The following is a 1,336-nucleotide window of genomic DNA, read 5'->3' as shown; positions in this document are numbered from 1 at the left end:
CACCACCGAATGCTTGCGCAGAGACCACAGGCCCGGGAAGTAATGGCGATACGTGTTTTCCGCATCCGATTCGCCCTGAAAGCCGACGACGTCCTTGAGGTCCGGCGCGAAACCTGCTTGCGGACCGTAGGCGTAGCGCGGAAAGCGCAGCTGATCGACAAGGATGATCAGGATGTTCGGGCGTGCATGCGTATCGGATTCGGTCGCTGCGCTTGCAGCGACCGACGGGTTGGGCGAATTGGTCATGGGCATCCGCGTTCGATTCGTGGGCGTCCTCGCGCTGGCGCGGCCGCAACAGGGCGCAAATGTTGAATCCGGCTCAGGGCACAACGCAGAGCGCTCGCAGGAACGGCCAGCTGCCGCCACGCCGTTGTGACGGCAGTCACCGAGGGCGATCACCGCGACAAACGCATTGCATTCATTACCAGCCGTTACACTCCGGCAGAACCAGCGGGTGTAGCCTGCCAGGCAACATCCAAGACAGACATGCGACGCCGATGCGATGGTTCGTGAGACCTAGAATCGGCATGAGGCCTTCATGTACACAGCCAACCGCTTATCGAAGTCCGTCGCACTGAAACTCGTCGCCCTGGCCTTGCTGAGTGCACTCGCCCGGCCTTCGCTCGCTGAACCGCGCACGGACGCGATCCGCGTCGCGGTCTACCGCGGCCCCGCCGCCTGCGAAAACTGTCCGGAAACCCTGAAGGCCGCGATAGAGAGACTGAGCTCGCGCTACCGCGTCGATTTCGTCGGGCCGGGCGAACGCATCGACATCAATGCCGAAACCCTATCGCGCTACGACGTCTACGCCCAACCGGGCGGCGGCCAAGACATCCCCGGCGCGCTAGCGAGTTTCGGCGATGGCCGCATCGATGCGATCCACGATTACGTCGCTCATGGCGGCCGCTATCTCGGCATCTGCATGGGCGCCTATCTCGCCAGCGCCTCCGGCCTCGGCCTGATCCCGCACGAGCTCGATTCGGAGGTCGGACGCCGCGACTTCCCCGTGACCACGATCGACAGCGCGGTCGTCGCCGTGCGTTGGAAAGGCAAAGAAGAAACGGTCTTCTACCAAGACGGTCCATACCTGCTTCGCTCGGCGGACGATCGAGGCTTCGCGATCATTGCGACCTACGCCAACAACGACATCGCCGCTGCGCGTTACACCCTCGGCAGAGGGCTCGTCGTGTTGAGCGGACCGCATCCGGAAGCGGACGAGTCGTGGTTCGAAGAGGCCGGGCTGCCCGCCGATCACATGCCGGGCGACCACCTATTGCGTTCGTTGCTCGCCGGACTGGAACGCTGATCGCTCAGCGCGACGACCCGTGATTTCGGC

The 1,336-nt window shown here is 63.8% G+C and carries 2 protein-coding genes; one reads left to right on the top strand and one right to left on the bottom strand.

Going from position 1 to position 1,336, the window contains the following annotated elements:
• Positions 1 to 246: hypothetical protein (locus AB0I77_RS53605; RefSeq protein ID WP_363290336.1), on the bottom strand; the 246-nt coding region annotated here is incomplete at its 3' end.
• A gap of 292 nt (positions 247 to 538) precedes the next feature.
• On the opposite strand from AB0I77_RS53605, the gene AB0I77_RS53600 reads away from it, so the two are divergent.
• Positions 539 to 1,306: a BPL-N domain-containing protein gene (locus AB0I77_RS53600; protein ID WP_096378325.1), complete on the top strand. Its 768-nt coding sequence runs from the start codon at positions 539 to 541 to the stop codon at positions 1,304 to 1,306.
• The last annotated feature ends 30 nt before the right edge of the window (positions 1,307 to 1,336 follow it).

It is taken from the genome of Streptomyces sp. NPDC050619 (genome assembly GCF_040654815.1).
In the GTDB taxonomy this organism is placed as follows: Bacteria; Actinomycetota; Actinomycetes; order Streptomycetales; family Streptomycetaceae; genus Streptomyces.
The sequence above is the reverse complement of the archived record's forward strand: the minus strand, read 5'-3'. Positions and strand labels throughout refer to the sequence as shown.